This is a genomic window from Pseudoxanthomonas mexicana (assembly GCF_010093385.1).
Classification (GTDB): Bacteria; Pseudomonadota; Gammaproteobacteria; order Xanthomonadales; family Xanthomonadaceae; genus Pseudoxanthomonas_A; species Pseudoxanthomonas_A mexicana.
In genome coordinates, this window is sequence record NZ_PDWV01000019.1 from 15,011 (window position 1) to 29,961 (window position 14,951).

Below are 14,951 nucleotides of genomic sequence, written 5' to 3' on the forward strand. Positions count from 1 at the left end.
ACCCGGACCGTACCGCATGCAACGAACCCCGTCGGCAGCCACCCGACTTGATAAGCTGCCCGGCCCCCACGCGAATCCCCCCCATGACCTCTCGCCGCTACGTCCAGCTGGACGTGTTCGCCGACCGCCCCGGCGCGGGCAATCCACTGGCCGTCGTCCTCGACGCCGCCGGGCTCGATGACGCCGCCATGCAGGCCATCGCCCGCTGGACGCGATTGCCGGAAACCACCTTCGTCTTCGCGCCCACGCGCCCGGATGCCAGCTACGCCGTGCGCATGTTCAGCCCGCGCCGCGAGGTGCCGTTCGCCGGTCATCCCAGCGTCGGTACCGCGCACGTGGTACTCGATGCCGGCCTTGCAGCCCCCGTCGATGGCCTGCTGCTGCAGGAAGGTGCGGCCGGCGTGCTGCCGCTGCGCGTCGAGGGCGACGGCGCGGCGCGTACGATCGCCGTGCGCACGCCGCGCGCGACCGTGGTGAAGGAAGGCGATCGCGCAGGCGACGCGCTGCTGGGTGCCGCCCTCGCGACCCTGCCACCCGGCGAGCTGCCGCCCGCCCTGGTCGATGGCGGCCGCCGTTGGTGGCTGGCCGAGGTGCGCGACGAAGCCGCGCTGCGGACCGCCACGCCCGACTGGGATGCGATCAGTGCCCTGGCGCGGGCCACCGACAGCATGGGCGTGTGCGCCTACTCACGCACACCGGGCCGCGACTACGACCTGGCCGTGCGCGCCTTCGTCGGTGCCCCGGCGGCGTTCGAGGACGCGGCATCCGGTGCGGCGAACGCCACGCTGGCGGCGGGGCTGAAATCACGCGATGCCCTCCCCGGCCGTGACGGACGCTACGTCGTCAGCCAGGGCCGCGAGGTGGGCTACGACGCCCGCCTGCAGTTGCGCGTCGACGGCGCCGGCGATGTCTGGTCCGGCGGCCATGTGCGCACCATCGTGACCGGGCAGATCGACTGGTGATGCGTTCGCGCCCACTGTAGGAGCGACGTGAGTCGCGACCGCAAGGCAGGCGGCACGAGGAACCCCTGGTGTATGCACGCGCCACGCATCGCCGCTCACCCAACGCCCCGGTCGCGACTTACATCGCTCCTGCAGATGTAGCCGTTACTCTGCCTCGTACACCGCCTTGCCATCCACCCACGTCGAACGGACGTGCAGGTCGTCGAGCTGCTCACCGGGAATCGCCAGCGGATCCTCATCGAGCACGACGAAGTCCGCACGCAGGCCCGGCGCGAGCCGACCCACTTCGCCTTCGTCATGCGCCGCCCATGCCGCGTCGGCGGTGAAACCGCGCAGCGCCTCGGCCGCGCTGAGGCGCTGGTCGGGCATCCAGCCACCCTCGGGCGCATCGTGCCCGTCCTGACGCGTCACTGCGGCGTGTAGGCCGCGACGCGGATCGACCGATTCCACCGGGAAATCCGATCCCAGCGCCAGCTTCGCGCCGCTCGCCTGCAGGCGCTGCCAGGCATAGGCGCCACGGATGCGTACCGGTCCCAGCCGGTCCTGCGCCCATGGCATGTCGGACGTCGCATGCGTGGGCTGCATCGAGGCGATCACGCCCAATGCGGCGAATCGCGGGAATTCCTCCGGCGCCACCACCTGCGCGTGCTCGACGCGCCAGCGATGATCGGTCTTCGCCGCATCACCCAGCACGCGCGCATAGGCATCCATCACCAGCCGGTTGCCGCGGTCGCCGATGGCGTGCGTCGCCACCTGCACGCCGCAGCCGCGCGCCTTGCGCATGGCCGCCTCCAGCGCCGCCGGTTCGGTCACCAGCAGGCCACGGTTGCCGGGATCGTCGCTGTAGTCCTCCAGCAGGGCGGCGCCCCGGCTGCCCAGCGCGCCGTCGGCGTACAGCTTCACGCCCCGCATCTGCAGGCGGCCGCCGGCATGGCGGTACAGTCCGCCGGCACACAGGTCCGCCAGCGCCGCGTCGTCGCCATCGGCATAGGCGTCGATGCGCAAGGGCAACCGCCCCTCGTCGGCGAACTGCTTCATCAGTGCCAGGTCCTCGCGCGATACGCCCATGTCGTGCACGCCGGTGAGTCCGTTGCGCACGGCAGCCTGGGTGGCCTTCTCCAGCGCCTGCCGGCGGTAAGCCGCATCGGGCGCCGGCACCACCGCATGGACGAGCGACATGGCCGCATCGACGAATACGCCGGTCGGGCGGCCGCCCGCTCGCTCGATACGGCCGCCATCCGGTTGCCACTCGCCGTCCAGCGGTCGCGACGCCTTCGCCGAAGCCGCGCGCAGCGCTGCGCTGTTGGCCCAGCCGGCATGGCCGTCCACGCGCTCCAGCCACACGGGGCGATCGGGAAAGGCCGCATCCAGGTCGGCGGCGGTGGGAAACGCCTTCTCCGGCCAGTCGTTCTGGTCCCAGCCGCTGCCCAGCAGCCACGCATTGGCGGGCAGCTGCTTCTCGTATTCGCGCAACCGCGCGATCACGTCCGCCTTGTCGCGCGCGTCCACCAGGTCTGCGCGCATCAGCGCGTAGCCCAGGCCCATCACATGGCCGTGCGCATCGATCAGGCCGGGAATGACGGTCTTGCCGGGCGCTTCCACGCGGCGGGCGTCGGGATACCGGGCGCGCAGGTCATCGGCGCCGCCGACAGCGAGAATGCGGCCCTGCGCATCCCAGGCGATCGCCTGCGCAACCGGGTGCGCCGGATCGGACGTGTGCACGCGCTCCGCCGTCAGCACGTGGACCTGCGCCTGCGCCAGGCCCGCGACAACCACGCATCCCACACCCAATCCCGTCAACCACGCCAGACGCCGCATGCCGCTCTCCCCAATCGGTCCAGGGCGCGACTATGCGCAATGGCGTCGCGCACGGCAACAAAAGAGGGGCCTTGCGGCCCCTCGGTTGCGGCATTCCCCTGCCCTGCGACGTGGTGCTCGCATGAAAGGCCTGGGCGATGCTTACTTACTCCGGGCGGACGTCCACCCGGATGCGGATACGGTCACCGGGGTGATGATCGGTACGGGCATGGTAGGTGCGGTTGCCGTATTCGTAGGTCACGTCGTATCCACTGACACGGCCGTCACCATAGTAATCGTCGCCATAGCGACCATTGCCCGCGGGTACCGGATCGCAGACGCGAACCTGTCCCCGCTGCATGCGGCGATCGCGCTGCGCGCTGTCGTAGATCGAGCGCCCGGCCATGCCGCCCACCATCGAGCCCACCGCGGTCCCGACATAACGGCCGCTGCCGTCGCCGACCTTGCTGCCGAGCACCGCGCCGGCGATGCCACCGATCACCGTGGCGACGGTACGGCCCGTCTCGGCGGAACGGTCCGGATAGCGGCGGTCGCCGTAGTAGCCGTCGTCGCCATAGCGATCGTCGGGATAGCCGTCGTTGCGATAGCCATCGCGGTATTCGTCGCGGGCGTATACGTCATCGGCGTTGCGGTAGTAGCAGCGCTGCCCCGTCGTCGTGTTGGCATAGCCGTCATTGCGGCCATAACCATTATCGATGATCGGGTCCACGCGCACCACGCGCGCATAATCGTAATAGGGCTCGTCGCCGTAGCGATCCGTCGTGCCGTAGTAGCGCGCGGACTGCGCGGATGCCATGCCGGAAGCGAGCAGGCCGATGGCCAGCACGGTGGCGGATAGACGCTTCATCTCGGGTACTCCCCCACGCCGGATTGGCGTGGGGGCATGCTCGGCCGATGCGAGTGAAACACGGCTGAACTCAGCCGGCTTTCGCGGCCCGGTTTAGCCATTCGACAGCTTGCGCGGCGATGCCAGCCGCTTCGCGCCCCAGCAACGGCCCGACATGCGAACCTGAAACCGTTTGCAGCACGTCCGCGTCCCACGCCTCGGCCATGGCGCGCGTGATCGACGGTGGCACGTCATCGTCATGTGCGGACGCCACGCACAACATCGGGCATGCGGAACGTTCCGTCGCGACACCGCGCCAGGCCTCGCGCAGCACCGCACCGGATTCGTCGCGCCAGTGGCGGAACGCAAACAGCGTCGTCGCGTCGTCCGCATCGGGCATTGCTTCGCGCGTACCGCTCAGACGGGCAGCGCGCCGCCACGGCACCACATCCGGCCAGTCGCGCGTCGGCATGTCCACGTGCCACGGCACCGGAGGCAACGGATTCACCAGCACCACCGCATCCGCGCCCTCGGCGGCATCCAGCGCCAGCAATCCGCCCAGGCTTGCACCGACCAGCACGCGCGGCCGCGGCAATGCCGCCAGCGCCGCGCGCACCTGCGCCTGATAATCCTGCAGACGCGTGGCCGCCACGTCGCCGCGCACAGGCACGAGGTCGGGGGCCGCCACCCGGAAGCCCGCCGTCTCGAACACGCCACGCCACACGTTCCATTCCCAGCCGCCACCGCCCGCACCATGCACGAGCAGCGCGGCGCGCGAACGCGTCAAAGCAGGGTCGCCTCCAGCGACACCGGCACCGACAGCGCGCGCGAGATCACACAGCCCGCCTTGGCCTGCTGGGCGATCTCCTCGAACTGTGCCGCATTGATTCCCGGCACGCTGGCCGAGACGGTCAGCTTGATCGCGGTGATCGTCGGGCCCGGATCCATGCCCGGCTCCATCGTCGCCTCGGCGCGCGCCTGCAGCTTGTCGGGCGTGAAGCCCGCCTTGCCCAGCACCGCCGACAGCGCCATGGTGAAGCAGCCGGCATGCGCGACCGCCAGCAGTTCCTCCGGGTTGGTGCCCTTCTCGTCGCCGAAGCGGGTCTTGAACGAGTAGTTCTGGCCTTCGAACAGGCCGCTCTGCGGCGTGCTGAGGCTGCCCTTGCCGGACTGCAGGTCGCCGGCCCACACCGCATCGGCGTAACGCTTCAAAGCCATGGTCGTACTCCTCGGGTCAGGGGAAACGCAGGGTACACCGTCGGATGTTCACGCCATGTACCGCAGTGCGACTTGACCCCTCCACCCCCGCACGCCGATGCTGACCGCCCGCCATGACCGCCCGCCGAGCGCCACGCTCACGGGACGCGCTCTGCCCGGACAGCCATGACGGCCCTTCGACCCAACCTACGGGAGGAACGGCCTCATGTCGTACAGCACGCAACAGATCCGCAACGTGGCCCTGGCAGGCCACCCCGGCGCCGGCAAAACAACACTCTTCGAAGCCCTGCTGCATGCCGGCGGCGCCCTCCAGGTGGCAGGCACCATCGAACGCGGCACCACCGTGTCCGATCACGATCCCCTCGAGAAGAGCCGCGGCCACTCCATCGATACCGCCATCGCCAGCACCGACCACGGCGGCATGCACGTCAACCTGATCGACACGCCGGGGTATCCGGAATTCCGCGGTCCGGCACTGTCGGCCCTTTCCGCGGTGGAAACCGCCCTGATCGTGGTCGACGCCGACCAGGGCGTCGCGCATGGCACGCGCCGCCTCATGGAACGCGCCGCCCAACGTCACCTGTGCCGCGCCATCGTCATCAACAAGATCGACCATGAAGGCGCCGACTGCGCCGGCGTGCTGGCGGCGCTGCGCGAGGAGTTCGGCCCCGAAGTGCTGCCGCTCAACCTGCCCGCCGACGGCGGCAAGGCGGTCATCGACTGCTTCCGGCAATCCACCGGCGTCTCCGACCTGGGCGATGTGGCCGACTGGCACCAGAAGATCATCGACCAGGTGGTGGAGATCAACGAGACCGTGATGGAACATTACCTGGACCTGGGCGAAGGCGGACTGTCCGGCGAGGAACTGCACGACGCGTTCGAGCAGTGCCTGCGCGAGGGCCATCTGGTACCGGTGTGCTTCGCATCGGCACGCACGGGCGTGGGCGTCAAGGAACTGCTGGACGTGGCCGAGCGCCTGTTCCCCAATCCGGCCGAAGCCAACCCGCCCCCGTTCGTGAAGCTCAACGGCACCGGCCCGCAACCCATCGAGGCCGTGCCCGATGCGCGCGCGCATGTCATCGCCGATGTCTTCAAGATCGTCAACGACCCGTTCGTCGGCAAGCTGGGCATCTTCCGCGTGTACCAGGGCACGCTGAAGAAGGACTCGCAGCTGTTCGTCGACGACGGCAAGAAGCCCTTCAAGGTGGGCCACCTGTTCAAGCTCAGGGGCAAGGACCACATGGAGATCGAACAGGCCATCCCCGGCGACATCGCCGCGGTGGCCAAGGTGGAGGACCTGCACTTCGACGCCGTGCTGCACGACAGCCACGACGAGGACCACATCCACCTGGCCCCGATCGATTTTCCCAAGCCCATGTTCGGCCTGGCCATCGAGGCCGCCAGCAAGGGCCAGGAACAGAAATTGTCCATCGCCCTGCAGAAGCTGGCAGAGGAGGATCCCGCCTTCGTGGTCGAACACCAGCCCGAATTGAACGAGACCGTGATCCGCGGCCTGTCCGACCTGCACCTGCGGGTCATGCTGGAGCGGTTGAAGGAGCGCCACGGCGTGGAGGTGAAGACGCGGCCGCCGCGCATCGCCTACCGCGAGACCGTCGCGGCGAAGGCCGAGGGCCACCATCGCCACAAAAAGCAGACCGGCGGCGCCGGCCAGTTCGGCGAAGTGGCGCTGCGCATCGAGCCGCTGCCGCGTGGCGCCGGCTTCGAATTCGTCGACGAGGTGAAGGGCGGCACCATCCCCGGGCAGTTCCTGCCGGCGGTGGAGAAAGGCGTGCGCCAGGTACTGTCGGCGGGGGCGGGCGCCGGCTATCCGCTGCAGGACCTGCGGGTGATCGTCCATGACGGCAAGCACCATCCGGTGGACAGCAAGGAGGTGGCCTTCGTCGCCGCCGGCAAGAAGGCGTTCCTCGATGCCATCGCCAAGGCCAGGCCGCTGGTGCTCGAGCCGGTGGTGGACCTGGAAGTGGCGGTACCGGAAGCGCAGGTCGGCGACATCACCGGCAACCTCGCCGGCAAGCGCGCACGCATCAACGGCACCGACACCGTGCACGGCGAGATCCTGGTGAAGGCGCAGGTTCCCCTGGCGGAACTCGAAGGCTATGCCGCGGAACTGAAATCGATGACCGCCGGCCGGGGTCGCTACAGCCTGGATTTCAGCCATTACGAGCCCGTTCCACCGGCAGTGCAGCAGCGGCTGATGGAGGCCTACCGGCCACGGCACGACGAGGACTGAGCCGCGCCGCGGGGTGCGGCGTCCTGTCGCGGTGCAGCGCGATGGATGCCGCATCCGGTGCATGATCGTCCGCCGTTTCGGTCGCGGCGCCGGCGATTTCCGACGTGCGGCGGAGGCGAAACAAGAAAAAACCGAAAAAAAAGGCGTTTTGGGGCCTTTACGCTCTTGGCGCCGCCAGTTCTTTGCCCTACATTTCGCATGCCGACGCGATCGGCCCGATTACCCAACCACTCGACCGTAGAGACAGGACACATGGCAAAGAGCACCAAGAAGGCCGCGCCGAAGAAGGCCGCCAAGAAAGCTGCACCGAAGGCCGCCGCCAAGCCGGCCGCGCCGAAGCCAATCAAGGAAGCGCTGAGCAAGTCGGGCCTCGTCGCCCACATCGCCGAAGCCACCGCCGTGGCCGCCAAGGACGTCCGCGCCGTGCTGGCCTCGCTGGAAAGCGCCGTGCATGCGTCCATCAACAAGAAGGGCGCCGGCGCCTTCACCCTGCCGGGCCTGCTGAAGATCACCGCCGTCAACGTGCCGGCCAAGCCGAAGCGCAAGGGCATCAACCCGTTCACCAAGGAAGAGCAGTGGTTCGCCGCCAAGCCCGCCTCGGTGAAGGTCAAGGTGCGTCCGCTGAAGAAGCTGAAGGACGCCGCGGCCTGATCGCCGCGCACCTCGTGTGACCCGAACGGGACGGCTTGGCCGTCCCGTTTTTTTTTGCCCGCCGGTACGGCCCCTGCCGGAGGTCACCCCTTGTGATCGCATGCCGCTGCCCGCAGGTCCGGAGTGTCCCTTCCGAACAAGGCGCACCACGCATGAAGATCCAGGGTTTCCTCGACCACCTGCTCAAATCCTCCAGCGGCAACGGCAGCGTGCTCAATGCCGACTTCGGCAAGGGCGCCATCACCGGCGGCGCGCTGGGCCTGCTGCTGGGCAAGAACAAGACCTCGCGCAAGCTGGCCACCTATGGCGGCCTGGCGGCGATCGGCGTGATGGCCTACCGCGCCTATAACGACTACAAGCAGCAGCAGGGCGGTTTCGCGGCGGGCGCGGGACCGCAGACCGTGGACCGGCTGCCGCCGCCGCAGGCGGAACTGCACAGCCAGGCGATCCTGAAGGCGCTGGTGGCAGCCGCCAAGGCGGATGGCCATATCGACGCGCGCGAACGCGAAGTGATCGAAGGCGAGTTCTCGCGCATCGGCACCGATGGCGAACTGCAGCAGTGGCTGCACGCCGAACTCGAGAAGCCGCTGGACCCGGCGGAAGTCGCGCGCGCCGGCAGCACACCGGAGATCGCCGCGGAGATGTACCTGGCCAGCCTGATGGTGGCCGACGAGCAGAATTTCATGGAACGCGCCTATCTGGACGAGCTGGCTAAGCAACTGCGGCTCGAGCCATCGCTGAAGGCGCAGTTGGAGCGCCAGCTGGCGCAGCCACAGCCGCCGGCACTGCCCTGCCCCGCCACATGCGGCCTGCCGCGCGCCGCGGGCGACGCATCGCCTGGTGGTTGCTCACGCTGTCATTGCTCGGCCTCCTGCTCGCATGGGCATGGAGCCGACCGTTCATGGCGTCGCCGCGCATGTGGTGGGACATCTCGCGCGCATCGCCGCCCGACGCCTTGCCGGTACCGGTGGACGGCGTGCGTGCGCGGCAGATCGCCGACACGTTCGGCGCGCCACGCGGTGCGGACCGCACGCATCAGGGCGTGGACATCTTCGCCGCGCGCGGCACGCCCGTGCGCAGCGCCACGCGCGGTATCGTCGTCGCCATCCGCGACAGCGGCCTGGGGGGCCGCCAGGTGTGGGTCCTGGGACCGGGTCGCGAGCGGCACTACTACGCGCACCTCGACGACTGGGCGCCTGGCCTGGCCACCGGCCAGGTGATCCGCGCGGGCGACGTGCTGGGTTTCATCGGCACGTCGGGCAATGCGCGCGGGACGCCGCCGCACCTGCACTACGGCATCTACGGCGCGCAGGGCGCCTACGATCCCCTGCCGCTGTTCCGGGCCGGCGCCACGTCCACGACCGTTCGCTGAACCACGCCGGCCGGCGGAACAGTCCATCACGGCGCGCCCCCTCGTTAGGGCTGCCGGGCGCGCCTATCTTGGCCATGGTCCCCACCGCGCCACCAGCGCACGCCCCCATGCCCAACGACACCCACCGCTACCGCATCACCGTCACGCCCATCGAGGACGATGGCCTGCAGTGCAATGGCCGCTGCACCATCGAATTCGAACACGCCTGCCATGACGACTGGATGCGCATTCTCGAGAACATCCAGCGCCAGCGCGGCCTCAGCGGCGACGAGCGCGCCGCGCTGGTCGTGGGCACCAAGCTGCTGAGCGGGCTGATGCTCGACCACCGCAAGGACGCCGACGACCTGTTCGCACCCCTGCGCCCGCACATGGGCGAGTTCATCCGTTCGCTGAAGGAGCGCGGTCGCGACGCCGGCTGAGCGCGACGTCGCGAGGATAACCTCCGCACGATGAAGGCCCGCCATGCCGCCGAAGCCGCCACCCTCGAGGACATCCCCAACATCGGGCCCTCCATCGCAGGCGACCTACGCGGCATCGGGATCGCCACGCCACAGGCGCTGGTGCGCCAGGACCCGTATGCCCTGTACGAACGGGTGAACGCTGCCACCGGCCAGCGCCACGACCCCTGCCTGTGCGACTGCTTCATCGCCGCCGTGCGCTTCATGGAAGGTGGCCCGGCCACGCCATGGTGGCGCTACACCGCCGAACGCAAGCGCCATTTCGCCGACCACGCCGGTTAGCGTCCGGACAGGCATGCCCGGCTATGGTGCGCCGACGCCTTCCGGAGCCTGCCATGCGCCGCACCCGACGCCAGTTCTTCACCCTCGCCCTTGCCGCCGGCGCCACGCTCGCACTGGCGGGCTGCAGCACGCTCAATGCGGTCACCGGCCTGCTGGGCAACCAGATCAACTTCCCCCAGCCGCAGTTGCAGCGCTACCTCAACCAGAGCTTCCCGCGCGAGTTCGACAAGCTCGGCGGCCTGGTGTCCGCCACACTGACCAACCCGCGCCTGAGCATTCCCACCGGCGACGACCGGCTGCGCCTGGACTTCGACATCGGCGTGAGCGCGCTGGGCGCGCGCGATGGCAGCCGCGGGCACTCCGCGCTGGCCAGCCGCCTGCGCTACGACCCTGCCACCCGTGGCCTGCATCTGGACAACCCGGAAATACTCTCCGTGGCCGTGCCCGGCGCGGGCTCGCTGATGCCCGGCGGTACCCGCCAGCTGGTCAATACCGTGCTGCAGGAGTACGCGCGCAGCGAGCCGGTCTACAGGATCGAGAGCGACGTACTGCGCCGCCTGCCGGCCAGCAAGCAGATCGGCAACCCTCAGATCGAGGATGGCCGCGTGGTCATCCCCCTGCAATGAGAGGCGACACGATGATGAAGCCGCTTCTGGCCCGCCTTGCGCTGCTCGCTTTCCTCGCCGCGCCCCTGCTGGCATCCGCGGCCACGCCTGCCGTACTGCGGTTCGATGCGGGACAGCTGCAGAGCGCCGCGCGCGCCGGCTTTCCGCTGGAAGAGTCGCTGCTGGAAGGCTTCGCATCGTTGACCCTGAGCGATCCCGACATCAGCATCCCGCAGCCCGGCGAGCGCGTGCACCTGCAGATGAATTACGACATCGCCCTGGCAACGGGCGAGCGCTTGGAGTACGGCAACGTAGTCGTCAGCAGCGGCCTGCGCTACGACCCCGGCACGCGCGGCCTGCACCTGGTGGATCCGCACCTGGAACACCTGGGCTCCGCTGCGGGCGGGCGCGGCCTGCCCGGTTCGCGCGACGTACTGCAGGACCTGATCCGCGAGTACGCCCGCACCCGCCCGCTGTACCGGTTGAGCGCCGAGGACCTCGCGCAGGTGCCCGGCACGCTGACGGCCGATTCGCTGCGGATCCGCGACGGGCACGTGGAACTGCAGTTGCCGGTGGACGCGGCACGCTGAGCCCGGCGCCGCTCTACGGCGCCAGGCCGTTCGATGGCCAGGCGCGTGGCATTGCCTGGCCGCCGGGCGGTGCCGCTACAGTTCGAAGCGGTAGCTCAGCTTCACGATCAGCTGCTCGTCGTTGCGCAGGCTGAAACTGTCGCGCAGTGCCTCGTCGGAGCCTTCCGTCCCGGCCAGTTGCTCGTAGCCGCCGCGGGCGTACACCACGTACAGGTAGGACAGCGGCGCGAGTTCGTAGCGGTAGCGCACCTGGAAACCGAGGTTGCGCACCTGGAAGTCCTCGACCGTGTCGCTGGCCGCCACCGCATGCCCGGCCGCATCGAAGCGCCACGCATCGTGCGCCCGCGCACTGATGGCGATCGCCTCCAGCTTCACGCGAAGCTCCTGCCGCGGGTCGATGTTCCAGTCCAGGCCGGCGCGCAGCGTCGTCTCGCGACCGTCGAACGCGCCCACCAGGTCGCCTTGCGCGGCCCCCTGCCAGATCAGCCAGTCCGGGCGCCTGACGAGGTTCAGACCCGCGTTGAGGCTGAAGGCGTCGTTGATGAAATACGTGGCCCCATACCAGAAGGCCGAACCCAGCTTGCGGTTGCCCGCCAGGCCGCCGCCGAAGGCCTCGACCTCGACCTCGTGCGCCCAGTTGCCCTTGCGCGGACGCTCGTACTCGAAATATGCATTCAAGTTCGCCGGCAGACGCACGATACCGTTGCCGCGCAGCAACGTATCGCTGATCCCTGCACTGTTGACGTTGATCTGCGCATACTCGTAGCTGCCGTCGCGCAGCTGGCCTTCGCGGCTCATCCGGAACTGGTCGTTGAGCTTCTCGCCGTGGTTGTTGTGGTTGCTGCTGACGCGCCAGCGCCAATCCTTGGACGAATAGCGCGACGCCTCCGGAAGGCCGGTGAACCGCCTGCGCACTTCCCAGTGCAGGTAGTTGGTGCTGTTGCGCGACAGGTAGCCGAAGTCGTTGAGCTGCAGGTCGTTGCCGAAGTGCATGGCGATCCACTGCTGGCGCCAGCCGTGGTCCATCTCGTAGTCGGCCCAGACGGTGGCGCCGTAGTCCTGCAGCGCGTCGCCGGCCTGGTCGATGCGGCTGCCCAGCAGGCGCGTGCGGACGTTCCAGCGCGCGCTCGGCCGCCAGTTGTGGTCCACGCCGAGCACGGTGGCCTCGCGGTCGCGCCAGGGATCGTCGACGCGGGTCAGCATGGCGCCCAGATTCTGCATGTCGAAATCGCGTACCAGCCGCACCGCGTGGTAACGGCGGCCGGTAGCGCCATCCTCGTCGGCGGAGAACAGGCCGTAGTTCACCCGGCCCAGGCTGCCGTTCAACTTGACCGCCGCCGTGATGTCGCCGGTGCTGCCCACACGACGCGTGTAAAGCTGCTGGCTGTCGTCCGACGGCGTGGTCAGTTCGAAGATGCCCTGATTCTCGGTGAAGAACGGACGCTTGTCGCTGATGAAGGTCTCGGTGGCGCTGAAGTTCACCACCAGGTCGTCCGCTTCCACCTGGCCGAAGTCGGGATTGACCGTGGCCGACAGCTGGAAGCGGCCATTCGGCTTCCAGAAGATGTCCGCGCCGCCGTTGAAATCGCTGCCGCCGCCGACGTTGTCGTACAGGCCGGACACGTAGGGCGTGATGGCGAGCAACGACTGGTCGTACCGCGCAACGGTGATCGGCGCGAAGTCCGACAGGAAGCGCGGACGCTCGAAGCTCGCCTGCGGCCACGCCATGCGCTCGCCGGTGGAGCCGATCACGCGCGCCAGGAACACCTTCAACGTGCGCTGGCCGTCCGTGCCGTCGCGCATGGGCGCGGTGTGCCACGGGATCAGCATTTCGACCGACCAGCCCTGTTCGTCCTCGGCCACCGCATGCCGCCACTGGCCGTCCCAGTCGTCGCTGAACTGGTTCTCGTTGGTGATGATCTCGTCGGCGATGCCGCCGGTGGAACTGACGGTGAAGGCGTAGCCGGTGCGCCCGTCGCCGTCGAAATCGACGAAGGCATTGACGCGGTCGACCTGCTCGTCGAAGTCGCGCTGCACCTTCTGCCGCGTGCGGGGCACGTCGGGCGGCTGGGCGTTGCGGAACGCGATGGCCAGGCCATCCGGCGTGGCGAGCACCCAGGCCTCGGTGGCGAGCGAACCGGGTTCGCCGGTCAGCGGCTGGGTCTTGCGGAAGTCGGCGACGTGATGCGCGTCCTGCCACTCGGCGGAGTGGATGCGGCCGTCGATCTCGACGGCCTGCACCGCGGCACACGGCAGGACCAGCGCAAGCGCGCCGGCGAATCGGGTAAGCATCATGGGGATCGGGGGTGGGTCCGGTGCGCGCACGTTAGCCGCGCGGCACGGTCGCCACACCTGCCTTCGGTCATTTCAACCTTCCGGCTTCCTGCGGCATCCGTGCCAAGTGGAGATCAGCGCCCTTTCTTGGGCTGCAGCATCGTGCCCGTGCACTTCTTGCTACCGCACCGGCACGCCCAGATCTTCTTCAGGCGCGCGGTATGCGGCTCGTCCAGGGTGATGCCGTAGTTGTAGGTCAGCTCCTCGCCGGGCTTGATGGCGCGGATGGCCTCGATGAACACCTTGTCCTTCTTGCGGTTCTTGCCGTCGTGCTCTTCGATCACCGCTTCGCAGTTGGGATCGCAGCTGTGGTTGATCCAGCGCGCCTTGTTGCCCTTGTGGTTGGCGTCGATCACGTACTCGTCGTTGAGCGTGAACAGGAAGGTGTGGCCGGAGTCCACGTCGCCGGTGTCGTCGGCGTCCACTTCCTCGTGCGTGCGTCGCTTGCCCTTGTATTCCACCACCCGCTCGCCCTTCTCGATCGGGGCGATGGCGAACACGCCGTTGCCGTGGATGTCGGATTGGCGGGCTTCGATCTTGCGGGGCATGCGGGGGTCCGGCGGGAGGGAGGAGGGACGATTCTCGCCCAACGCGCGGCGTTTCCCAACTTTCCGTTGCCTGAACGCCTCCGCTCGGACGCGTGGCCGGTCCGCGCAGGGCGGCGCGTTCGATGCCCGTTCCCCTCATTGCGACCCCCTCCATGCGCGCCCACCCGTTCCTGTTCGCCACCGCCCTGTGCCTGGGCCTGTCCGCCTGCCAGCCCTCCGAAACCCGGACCACCTCGCGTCTGCCGCCGTCCACGCCCAGCGACACCGACCTTCTGGCCCGGGGCGAATACCTGGTGCGGACAACCGGCTGCAACGACTGCCACACGCCCGGTTATGCCGAATCCGGCGGCACGACCGACAAGGCGGGCTGGCTGGTGGGTTCGCCGATGGGTTTCCATGGTCCGTGGGGCACCACGTATCCGAGCAACCTGCGCCTGCGCATGCAGCAGCTGACCGAAGCGCAATGGCTGGAATACAGCGCCAACCTGCGTACCCGACCGATGATGCCGGACTTCGCCGTGCGCGCGATGACCGAGGAAGACCGTCGCGCGATCTACCGCTTCATCCATTCGCTGGGCGCTGCCGGCCAGCCCGCGCCCGAGGCCCTGCCGCCGGGCCAGACGCCGCCGGCGCCGTACCTGGGCCTGGTGCTGCCGACCCCGCCGGCAGATGCGCCTGCGGCCCACTGAAGCCTTGGGGCCGCCTCATCCGAGGCGGCCGTCGAACATCCAGAAGAAGCCCAGTGCCAGACCGAACACGGTCCAGAACAACTGGCCAAGTCCGCGAAACAGCTTCACGGCCAGGTATACGCCGCCAATGGCGAGCAGCACGCGCCAGACGAACCTCTGGTCCAGGCCGTGACCCGATGGCGTGGAAGCGGAAGAAGCGTGGGTGGTGTTCATGGAGGCAATCCTGGGAAAGAGACCGTCCGGAGTGGACGATGGCCATCTTCCCTGCGCGCCGGCGGCCGCATCAGTCCAAGCCGTCAGCCTTCGCGGGTGACATTCGTCAGCCGCGCGGCGCCCGCCTAAACGGG

The 14,951-nt window shown here is 68.9% G+C and carries 16 protein-coding genes and 1 pseudogene; 10 read left to right on the plus strand and 7 right to left on the minus strand.

Translation table 11 applies throughout. The annotated features are described in order from the left end of the window. Positions 1–83: 83 nt before the first annotated feature. The gene (locus tag CSC76_RS08700; protein ID WP_162109639.1) at positions 84–962 is read left to right on the plus strand and encodes a PhzF family phenazine biosynthesis protein; all 879 of its coding nucleotides are present in this window, start codon (positions 84–86) and stop codon (positions 960–962) included. Between the two features lie 144 nt (positions 963–1,106). On the opposite strand, the gene CSC76_RS08705 is transcribed toward CSC76_RS08700, so the two are convergent. The 4 genes from CSC76_RS08705 to CSC76_RS08720 all read right to left on the minus strand — a co-directional run bounded on the left by CSC76_RS08705 (position 1,107) and on the right by CSC76_RS08720 (position 4,824). Next, positions 1,107–2,780 carry an amidohydrolase gene (locus CSC76_RS08705; protein ID WP_162109640.1) on the minus strand — a complete coding sequence of 558 codons (1,674 nt, stop codon included), beginning with the start codon at positions 2,778–2,780 and terminating at the stop codon, positions 1,107–1,109. A gap of 145 nt (positions 2,781–2,925) precedes the next feature. Next, positions 2,926–3,627, minus strand: coding sequence for a glycine zipper 2TM domain-containing protein (locus tag CSC76_RS08710; protein WP_162109641.1), 702 nt, complete (start codon positions 3,625–3,627; stop codon positions 2,926–2,928). A 70-nt stretch (positions 3,628–3,697) separates the two neighbouring features. Next, positions 3,698–4,393: an alpha/beta hydrolase gene (locus tag CSC76_RS08715; protein WP_162109642.1), complete on the minus strand. Its 696-nt coding sequence runs from the start codon at positions 4,391–4,393 to the stop codon at positions 3,698–3,700. After that, positions 4,390–4,824: an OsmC family protein gene (locus CSC76_RS08720; protein WP_162109643.1), complete on the minus strand. Its 435-nt coding sequence runs from the start codon at positions 4,822–4,824 to the stop codon at positions 4,390–4,392. Before CSC76_RS08720 ends, CSC76_RS08715 begins: the two co-directional genes overlap by 4 nt. Positions 4,825–5,029: 205 nt before the next feature. Here CSC76_RS08720 and fusA point away from each other — a divergent pair, with 205 nt between their 5' ends. The 8 genes and pseudogenes from fusA (at position 5,030) to CSC76_RS08760 (ending at position 11,033) form a co-directional block, all read left to right on the plus strand. After that, a complete protein-coding gene (fusA, locus tag CSC76_RS08725; protein WP_162109644.1) occupies positions 5,030–7,075 on the plus strand; it encodes an elongation factor G in 2,046 nt (681 codons plus the stop codon). A gap of 252 nt (positions 7,076–7,327) precedes the next feature. Then, positions 7,328–7,726, plus strand: coding sequence for an HU family DNA-binding protein (locus CSC76_RS08730; RefSeq protein WP_162109645.1), 399 nt, complete (start codon positions 7,328–7,330; stop codon positions 7,724–7,726). Between the two features lie 152 nt (positions 7,727–7,878). Then, positions 7,879–8,430: pseudogene (locus CSC76_RS08735) on the plus strand (tellurite resistance TerB family protein); the annotation flags it as partial. A 98-nt stretch (positions 8,431–8,528) separates the two neighbouring features. Continuing rightward, positions 8,529–9,098 carry a M23 family metallopeptidase gene (locus CSC76_RS08740; RefSeq protein WP_162109646.1) on the plus strand — a complete coding sequence of 190 codons (570 nt, stop codon included), beginning with the start codon at positions 8,529–8,531 and terminating at the stop codon, positions 9,096–9,098. Positions 9,099–9,205: 107 nt separating this feature from the next. Continuing rightward, on the plus strand, positions 9,206–9,517 hold the full coding sequence (locus CSC76_RS08745; protein ID WP_238394919.1) for a DUF3861 domain-containing protein: 312 nt from the start codon (positions 9,206–9,208) through the stop codon (positions 9,515–9,517). A gap of 30 nt (positions 9,518–9,547) precedes the next feature. Beyond that, positions 9,548–9,838, plus strand: a complete 291-nt coding sequence (locus CSC76_RS08750) for a helix-hairpin-helix domain-containing protein (RefSeq protein ID WP_162109647.1) — start codon at positions 9,548–9,550, stop codon at positions 9,836–9,838. A gap of 53 nt (positions 9,839–9,891) precedes the next feature. Further along, entirely contained in the window at positions 9,892–10,464 is a 573-nt protein-coding gene (locus tag CSC76_RS08755; RefSeq protein ID WP_162109648.1) for a DUF1439 domain-containing protein, read from the plus strand. An 11-nt stretch (positions 10,465–10,475) separates the two neighbouring features. Further along, positions 10,476–11,033, plus strand: coding sequence for a YceB family lipoprotein (locus CSC76_RS08760; protein WP_162109649.1), 558 nt, complete (start codon positions 10,476–10,478; stop codon positions 11,031–11,033). A 75-nt stretch (positions 11,034–11,108) separates the two neighbouring features. Here the strand turns inward: CSC76_RS08760 and CSC76_RS08765 are convergent, their stop codons facing one another. Together CSC76_RS08765 and CSC76_RS08770 are read right to left on the minus strand one after the other, a co-directional pair. Then, positions 11,109–13,325: a DUF5916 domain-containing protein gene (locus tag CSC76_RS08765; RefSeq protein ID WP_162109650.1), complete on the minus strand. Its 2,217-nt coding sequence runs from the start codon at positions 13,323–13,325 to the stop codon at positions 11,109–11,111. Between the two features lie 116 nt (positions 13,326–13,441). Continuing rightward, positions 13,442–13,915, minus strand: coding sequence for an SET domain-containing protein (locus CSC76_RS08770; protein ID WP_162109651.1), 474 nt, complete (start codon positions 13,913–13,915; stop codon positions 13,442–13,444). 152 nt (positions 13,916–14,067) lie between these two features. Here CSC76_RS08770 and CSC76_RS08775 point away from each other — a divergent pair, with 152 nt between their 5' ends. Beyond that, positions 14,068–14,604: a c-type cytochrome gene (locus CSC76_RS08775; RefSeq protein ID WP_162109652.1), complete on the plus strand. Its 537-nt coding sequence runs from the start codon at positions 14,068–14,070 to the stop codon at positions 14,602–14,604. 15 nt (positions 14,605–14,619) lie between these two features. Here CSC76_RS08775 and CSC76_RS08780 read toward each other — a convergent pair whose 3' ends face one another. Continuing rightward, positions 14,620–14,817, minus strand: a complete 198-nt coding sequence (locus CSC76_RS08780; RefSeq protein ID WP_162109653.1) for a hypothetical protein — start codon at positions 14,815–14,817, stop codon at positions 14,620–14,622. Positions 14,818–14,951 lie beyond the last annotated feature (134 nt).

Bases quoted from the DNA above. Each gene is read 5' to 3' on its own strand.
- CSC76_RS08700 (WP_162109639.1), top strand. From the start codon at position 84: ATGACCTCTCGCCGCTACGTCCAGCTGGACGTGTTCGCCGACCGCCCC.
- CSC76_RS08705 (WP_162109640.1), bottom strand. From the start codon at position 2,780: ATGCGGCGTCTGGCGTGGTTGACGGGATTGGGTGTGGGATGCGTGGTT.
- CSC76_RS08710 (WP_162109641.1), bottom strand. From the start codon at position 3,627: ATGAAGCGTCTATCCGCCACCGTGCTGGCCATCGGCCTGCTCGCTTCC.
- CSC76_RS08720 (WP_162109643.1), bottom strand. From the start codon at position 4,824: ATGGCTTTGAAGCGTTACGCCGATGCGGTGTGGGCCGGCGACCTGCAG.
- fusA (WP_162109644.1), top strand. From the start codon at position 5,030: ATGTCGTACAGCACGCAACAGATCCGCAACGTGGCCCTGGCAGGCCAC.
- CSC76_RS08730 (WP_162109645.1), top strand. From the start codon at position 7,328: ATGGCAAAGAGCACCAAGAAGGCCGCGCCGAAGAAGGCCGCCAAGAAA.
- CSC76_RS08740 (WP_162109646.1), top strand. From the start codon at position 8,529: ATGCGGCCTGCCGCGCGCCGCGGGCGACGCATCGCCTGGTGGTTGCTC.
- CSC76_RS08745 (WP_238394919.1), top strand. From the start codon at position 9,206: ATGCCCAACGACACCCACCGCTACCGCATCACCGTCACGCCCATCGAG.
- CSC76_RS08750 (WP_162109647.1), top strand. From the start codon at position 9,548: ATGAAGGCCCGCCATGCCGCCGAAGCCGCCACCCTCGAGGACATCCCC.
- CSC76_RS08755 (WP_162109648.1), top strand. From the start codon at position 9,892: ATGCGCCGCACCCGACGCCAGTTCTTCACCCTCGCCCTTGCCGCCGGC.
- CSC76_RS08760 (WP_162109649.1), top strand. From the start codon at position 10,476: ATGATGAAGCCGCTTCTGGCCCGCCTTGCGCTGCTCGCTTTCCTCGCC.
- CSC76_RS08765 (WP_162109650.1), bottom strand. From the start codon at position 13,325: ATGCTTACCCGATTCGCCGGCGCGCTTGCGCTGGTCCTGCCGTGTGCC.
- CSC76_RS08770 (WP_162109651.1), bottom strand. From the start codon at position 13,915: ATGCCCCGCAAGATCGAAGCCCGCCAATCCGACATCCACGGCAACGGC.
- CSC76_RS08775 (WP_162109652.1), top strand. From the start codon at position 14,068: ATGCGCGCCCACCCGTTCCTGTTCGCCACCGCCCTGTGCCTGGGCCTG.
- CSC76_RS08780 (WP_162109653.1), bottom strand. From the start codon at position 14,817: ATGAACACCACCCACGCTTCTTCCGCTTCCACGCCATCGGGTCACGGC.